The organism is Streptomyces sp. NPDC059456, from assembly GCF_042750055.1.
Taxonomy (GTDB): Bacteria; Actinomycetota; Actinomycetes; order Streptomycetales; family Streptomycetaceae; genus Streptomyces.
Genome location: NZ_JBHYVA010000524.1, coordinates 1 through 6,113 on the forward strand (window position 1 = coordinate 1; position 6,113 = coordinate 6,113).

A 6,113-nucleotide genomic window follows, 5' to 3' on the forward strand; every position below is an offset into this window, starting at 1 on the left:
AGACGGCGGCGGGTGGCCAAAGGGTAACCAAGCCCCAGGGGACGGCCGCGGCAGACCGGGCCGCCCGGGGCGGCCCGCGCCCGCCCGCCGGCCCCGGACGCTCACCGGCCCGTTCGCCGCTCGTACCGCGCACGCGCCAAATCGTGTGCGTGGCACAGCAGTTCCCGCAGGGTCTCGGCGCTGCGCCGCCCCGGGTTCACCACGGCGAGCCAGCCGAGGGACCCGTAGACGGGGTGCGCCGTGACCGTGTCGTCGGCGGCGGGACCGCCGTCACCGGCCGCGTCCTGCGGCGCCCGTCCGGTCCGGCGCACGAACTCCTGCCTCCCGGCGGCGACGTTGACGCGGAACGCGTCCGGCCGGTCGAGGCGCGATCCCGCATCGCCGGGATGGTCCTTCGTCACGATCGTCGCGAAGGGCTGGGTCGCGGCCGGGACGACGCCGTCCGGCGCGTGGTAGAAGAACGTGTCGCCCCAGCTGATCCCGGGCGAGCCGTCGCCGGGGGCCGGCCGGACGGCCAGGACCCCTTCGCGGCCGGCCATGAAGCCGATGATCTCGTCGATGGTCATGTCCGCAAGCGTTTCATTAAAGTGGTTGTGGAGACTTCCGGCCACATCACGCGGGGAATGCAGGGGTGGAGCACGTGGCAACCCTCCAATCGACGGCGTTGCGCACGGTCGACGTCGCACGGCGTACCGGCTACTCCGTCCAGCAGGTCCGCAACCTCGAACGCGACGGCGTGCTGCCGCCCGCGGAGCGCTCCGCCGCCGGTTACCGGGTCCACGCGGAGGTCCACGTGCAGTCCGCGCTGGCCTACCGGTCCCTCGCCGTCGGTACGGGTCCGGTGGAGGCCAAACGGATCCTCCGGGCCCTGCACGAGGGCCCGGAAGCACGGCTGCTCGCCCTCCTCGACGCGGTGCACGCGCGGCTCGACCGGGAGCGCACGCAGCTGGCGCTCGCCCGGGAGGCGGCCGCCCGGATCTCGGCCGAGCCGATCGCGGACGTGCGCCCGGCGGACGCGATGGGCGTGTCCGAACTCGCCGCGGCCCTCGGGGTGCGCGCCTCGACGCTGCGGCACTGGGACGCCGAGGGCCTGGTGGTCCCCGACCGGCTCCCCCCGCGGGGAACCCGGCGCTACACACCGGCGCAGGTCCGCGACGCCCGGATCGTCCACCAGCTGCGCGGCGCGGGATACCGGGTCGGACCGCTGCGCGCCCTGCTGCCCGACCTGCGGAGCGGGCACCGGCGGGAGGCCGTCGAGTCGGCGCTGGCGGCCCGGGAGGCGGGCATCGCGACGCGCTCGCGCGCCCTGCTCGACGCTTCGGCCGCCATCCGGGCCATCCTTGGCCCCAGCACGGCTTGAGCGCACGTGAGCGGCGCCGGATGGGGTCAGGATGTCGGTGTCCGTGCCGTAGGGCGCAGCGCAACGAGCGGCCGGTACCGGCGGTTCCGGCGGAATGGGGTAACGCAGTGGCCCACAGCGAGTCGACCGCGCCTCTGAACGGGCCGGAGTCCGCGATGCTGGACGCGCTCTTCAGCCATTCCCCCGTCGGCCTGCACCTGCTGGACACCGATCTGCGCGTCGTACGCGTCAACACGGCCACGCCCGCCATGCGGGACGTGCACGTGGAGGACCTCGTCGGGCGCCGCTTCGACGAGGTCTACGGACTCGTCGACGCGGGCGAGGCGCTGGACCTCGTCCGCGGGGTGCTGGACGGCGGTGCGCCCGTGGTGGGGCGCCTGCTCCGGGCCCGGCGCGGGGGCGAACCCGGCCGGGATTACTTCCACGAGGTGTCCGTCTTCCGCCTCGAAGCGCCGTCCGGGAAGGTGCTGGGCGTCGCGATGACCGCGGTCGACGTCACCGACCGGGAGAAGGGGCGGGCCCGCACCGAGGTACTGCGGCTCGCGCGCGAGCAAGTGGGGCGGACGCTCGACGTCATGACCACCTGCCAGGAGCTCGTGGACGTCCTGGTGCCGCGGGTGGCCGACATCGCGGTCGTGGAGGTGGTGGACGCCGTGCTCCGCGGCGACGATCCGCCGCTCGCCCCGTTGCCGGAGGGCGTTCCGCTGCGCCGGGCCGCATTCCGCGGCAGCGGCGGGCCCGAGGCACCGCAGGCACATCCGCTGGGCGACGTACGCTCCTTGCCCGCGCCCACGCCCTACACCCAGGCCGTTTCCGACCTGCAGCCCCGCGCGGTCACGCTGGACGGTGACCTGCCGTGGCTCGTGGCGGATCCGGACCGCGCGGAGGCCATCCGCGCGTCGGGGGCCCGTGAGCTGGTCACGGCTCCGCTGGCGACGCGCGGCACCGTGCTGGGCCTGATCAGCCTGTACCGCGCACAGCGGCCCGACCCGTACGACGGGAACGACGTCGCTCTCGTGCTCCAGCTGGCCGACCACACGGCGCTGTGCATCGACAACGCCCGCCGCTACACCCGCGAGCACACCGTCGCCGCGACCGTGCAACGGCAGTTGCTCCCCCGCGGCCCGGCCTCGCACACCTCGCTGGAGACGGCGTACCTGCTCCTGCCGTCCGACAGCGGTGTGCAGTGGTACGACACCATCCCCCTGTCCGGGGCCCGTACGGCACTGGCCGTGGGGAGCGTCATGGGCCAGGGGCTGCACGCCGCCACCGTCATGGGGCAGTTGCGCACCGTCGTACGGTCGCTGGCCGCGTTCGAGCTGGAACCGGACGAGCTCCTCGCGCGGCTCAACGACACCGCGGTGTTCCTGTCGTCCGAGCGCGCGGCCCGGCCGGCCGCCGAGCAGCTGCTCCCGAAACCGCTCGCCGCCCGTTGCGCCTACGCCGTCTACGACCCGCTGACCCGCACCTGTACCGTCGCGGGAGCCGGCTCCCCCAGTCTCGTCGTCGTCCGTCCCGACGGCAGCACCGAGGTGAGGGACGTGCCGTCGGGGTCCTTGCTGGGGGGCACCGGGAACACCCCGTTCGCCGCGATGACGTTCGAGATCCCGGACGGCGGGCTCCTGGTCCTGTCCGACACCCCGTTCCCGGCCCCCCGCCCGCAGGGCGGCCCCGGGGCGCTCCTGCACGTACTGGCACGGGCCGACCGCCCCCTGGAGGAGCTGCGCGACGACATCCTGTACACGCTCACCGCCCGCGCCCCCGCCACCGCCGATACGGATGCACACGCGGATGCACACGCGGATGCGGATGCGGATGCCGACGGCGCGGACGGCCCCACCGCGCTGCTGCTCGCCCGTACCCATGCCTTCCCCGCCGACCGGGTGGCGCTCTGGGAGCTTCCGGACGCCGCCACGGCCCCCGCGACCGCCAGACGGCTCGTCCGTGAGCGGCTCCTGGAATGGAACGTGGCGCAGGAGACGGTGTTCGAGACCGAGGTCATCGTCAGCGAGCTCGTCACCAACGGGATCCGGTACGGAAAGCCTCCCTTGGAGCTGCGCGTCATCAACGACCGCGTGCTCACCTGCGAGGTCCGTGACAGCAGCCCCTCGGCTCCGCGGCTGCGCCACGCGAGCGTCGCCGACGAGGGCGGGCGCGGGCTGTTCATCGTCGCCCAGCTCGCCCGGGCCTGGGGCACCCGGTACGGCACCGAGGGGAAGACCATCTGGACGGAGCAGACGCATCGGGACGGTGCCGGATAGGAAACCGACTCGGCATGCCGCGCCCGATCCGCCGGGATCCTGAAAGCGGACGTCCACGGCACCGCGTGTCCGCCTCCGCACCGTCGTGCTCCCACGCCTCGATGCTTCCCGCAAGAAGGGAACGCATGAACCGGCACGTTCGCCACGCACTCCTCACCCCGCTCCTGGTGACCTCCGCCGCCCCGCCCGCGACGACGGCCGCCCACGCCTCCCCGGTGGAGCGGGTGCCCGCCGCCCCCGGCGCGGCACCGGGGCGGCCGTCTGCACGCTGGAGGTGGCCGCCGGCACGGATCCCGTCGAATTCGACCTCGTGCTCACGGGCGACGTCACGGTCGTCTGGGCGAGCGACAACGGCAAGCGGGTCTCACCCGTCGTCAGGTTCACGGCCCCGAGCACCGCGACCCCCGTCTTCATCGTGAAGTCCCCCGTACGTGCCGCGGCCAACGATCCGGCCCCCAAGGTGACGGCTTCCATGGGAGACAACTCGGGTGGGGCGACGGACAGCCGCACGTTCACCCTCACCTGCCAGTGAGCCGCGGGCCGTTGACCGCGGCGGCCGGCGCTTCGGCCTGAGCGGGGGCATCGACACGGGCCCATCGGCGCGGGCCCGTCCGCGCGAGGGCCGTCCCGCCCGGGCCCGCGGCCGCTACCGCTGCGCCACGACCTCCCGTGCCAGCGCCACCAGGTCCGCGATCGCGGGATGTCCCGGCGTCCCGCTGCGCCAGGCGAGGAGGACCGGAACCGGCGGGACGCCGCTGAGCGGACGGTAGGCGATCGCCGGGTGCGTGTGCATACGGGGCGTCGCCGAGGTGGAGACGCCCACCGCACGGCCCGCGGCAATGGCCGTGAGCCACTCGTCGGTGTTGGCGACCTCGATGGTCGTCGAGGGGCGCGCATCCGCGGGCCACAGGTCCAAGGTGGTCGTGCCCGCCACCGTGTTCAGGGCCAGTGGCCACGCCGCGAGGTCCGCGGGCGTGAGCACCTCCCGGTCCGCGAGGTCACTGCCCGCCGGCACCACGGCCACCCGCGGCTCCGCGAGCAGGTGCACCGTGACCAGCCCCGGCTCCGTCACCGGGCCCCGCAGCAGGGCGACGTCCACCGTGCCCCGGGTGAGCCCCGCGAAGCGGTCGTCGACGCGGCGCAGCTCCAGTGGCGTGCCGGGGTGCCTCTCGTCCCAGCGCCGCAGCAGGGGGACGGTGTGGTCGCCGAGCGCCGCCCACGGATGGCCGAGCCGCAGCGGCCGTGCCGTCAGTCCGCGCGGGTCGAGGGCGGCTTCGACGGCGGCCAGCGCCGTGGCGGCCCTTTCCCGGAAGGTGCGGCCCTCGGCGGTGAGTTCCAGATGGTGCGTGGAGCGGTCCACCAGGCGCACGCCCAGATGGTCCTCCAGCCGGCGCAGGGTGCGGGAGAGGGCGGGCTGGCCGGTGTGCAGCCGGGCCGCGGCACGCGTGATGGAGCCCTCCTCGGCGATGGCGAGGAAAGCCCGCAGATGACGCAGTTCCATGGTCATGCCTGCGAAGCATAACCACTGCACAAACCGGCATTTCACGCCGCCCGCGCGGATCCCTAGCGTGAGGGTCATGACAACGGCAGCGGGAACCCTCGTACGTACACGGCCCGGCATCGGGAGCCTCGGTGGAATCGGTCTGGTCCTGGCGGGCACGGTCTCGGGACAGTTCGGCTCGGCCGTCGCCGCGCTGCTCTTCCCCTCGGCCGGCGCGCTCGGCGTGGTGTCGCTGCGGGTGACGCTCGCCGCGCTGCTCCTGCTGGCCGTCTGCCGGCCCCGGCTGCGCGGCCACTCCCGTACGGACTGGGCCGTGGCCTGCGCCTTCGGAGTGGCCCTCGGCGGTATGAACGTGCTCTTCTACCAGGCGATCGACCGGATGCCGCTGGGCCCGGCCGCCGCCCTGGAGGTGCTCGGCCCGCTGCTGTTGTCCGTCGTGGCGGCGCGCCGCGCCCTCAGCCTGCTCTGGGCGGGCCTGGCGCTCGCCGGGGTCTTCCTGCTCGGCCGGGGCGGCTTCGACGGACTCGACCCGGTGGGTGCCTGCTGCGCGCTCGGGGCGGGGGCCCTGTGGGCGGCCTACATCCTCCTGGGCGCCCGGGCCGGAGCGCGCTTCCCGCGGCTGGACGGCCTGGCCCTCGCGATGGGCGTCGCGGCGCTGGTGACCCTGCCGCCGGGCATCGGCTCGGCGGGCGGCGTACTGCTGCGGCCGGACGTGCTGGGGCTGGGCGCGGCGGTCGCGGTGCTGTCCTCGGGGCTGCCGTACGCGCTGGAGCTGCTGGCCCTGCGGCGGCTGCCGGCCGCGACGTTCGCGGTGCTGACGAGCCTGGCCCCGGCGATCGCCGCACTGGCGGGGTTCCTGGTGCTCGGTCAGACGCTGTCGGCGCCGGAGTGCGCGGCGATCGCCCTGGTGGTGGCCGCCGAGCCGGCCGAGCTCGGCGAGCAGGGCGTCGATCAAGTACGGCCGGGATATGAGGAGTTGGGGGCGGCCCGC

General features: G+C 74.6%; 6 protein-coding genes. 4 read left to right on the forward strand and 2 right to left on the reverse strand.

Annotation, left to right across the window (positions count from 1 at the left end; translation table 11 throughout):
* Positions 1 to 101: 101 nt before the first annotated feature.
* Positions 102 to 566, reverse strand: coding sequence for a DUF6194 family protein (locus tag ACFXA3_RS32310; RefSeq protein WP_385192618.1), 465 nt, complete (start codon positions 564 to 566; stop codon positions 102 to 104).
* 74 nt (positions 567 to 640) lie between these two features.
* Between ACFXA3_RS32310 and ACFXA3_RS32315 the strand changes: the two genes are divergently transcribed.
* The 3 genes from ACFXA3_RS32315 (at position 641) to ACFXA3_RS32325 (ending at position 4,153) form a co-directional block, all read left to right on the forward strand.
* Entirely contained in the window at positions 641 to 1,360 is a 720-nt protein-coding gene (locus ACFXA3_RS32315; RefSeq protein WP_385192620.1) for a MerR family transcriptional regulator, read from the forward strand.
* A 155-nt stretch (positions 1,361 to 1,515) separates the two neighbouring features.
* Complete coding sequence (locus ACFXA3_RS32320; RefSeq protein ID WP_385192623.1) at positions 1,516 to 3,621, forward strand: SpoIIE family protein phosphatase; 2,106 nt, start codon at positions 1,516 to 1,518, stop codon at positions 3,619 to 3,621.
* Between the two features lie 274 nt (positions 3,622 to 3,895).
* Positions 3,896 to 4,153 (forward strand): hypothetical protein, encoded by a 258-nt coding sequence (locus ACFXA3_RS32325; protein WP_385192625.1) that lies wholly within the window; start codon positions 3,896 to 3,898, stop codon positions 4,151 to 4,153.
* A 114-nt stretch (positions 4,154 to 4,267) separates the two neighbouring features.
* Here the strand turns inward: ACFXA3_RS32325 and ACFXA3_RS32330 are convergent, their stop codons facing one another.
* On the reverse strand, positions 4,268 to 5,128 hold the full coding sequence (locus ACFXA3_RS32330; protein ID WP_385192628.1) for a LysR family transcriptional regulator: 861 nt from the start codon (positions 5,126 to 5,128) through the stop codon (positions 4,268 to 4,270).
* A gap of 70 nt (positions 5,129 to 5,198) precedes the next feature.
* On the opposite strand from ACFXA3_RS32330, the gene ACFXA3_RS32335 reads away from it, so the two are divergent.
* Positions 5,199 to 6,113, forward strand: a 915-nt coding sequence (locus ACFXA3_RS32335) for a DMT family transporter (protein WP_385192631.1), incomplete at its 3' end; no start/stop codon positions are given.

Bases quoted from the DNA above. Each gene is read 5' to 3' on its own strand.
- ACFXA3_RS32310 (WP_385192618.1), bottom strand. From the start codon at position 566: ATGACCATCGACGAGATCATCGGCTTCATGGCCGGCCGCGAAGGGGTC.
- ACFXA3_RS32320 (WP_385192623.1), top strand. From the start codon at position 1,516: ATGCTGGACGCGCTCTTCAGCCATTCCCCCGTCGGCCTGCACCTGCTG.
- ACFXA3_RS32330 (WP_385192628.1), bottom strand. From the start codon at position 5,128: ATGACCATGGAACTGCGTCATCTGCGGGCTTTCCTCGCCATCGCCGAG.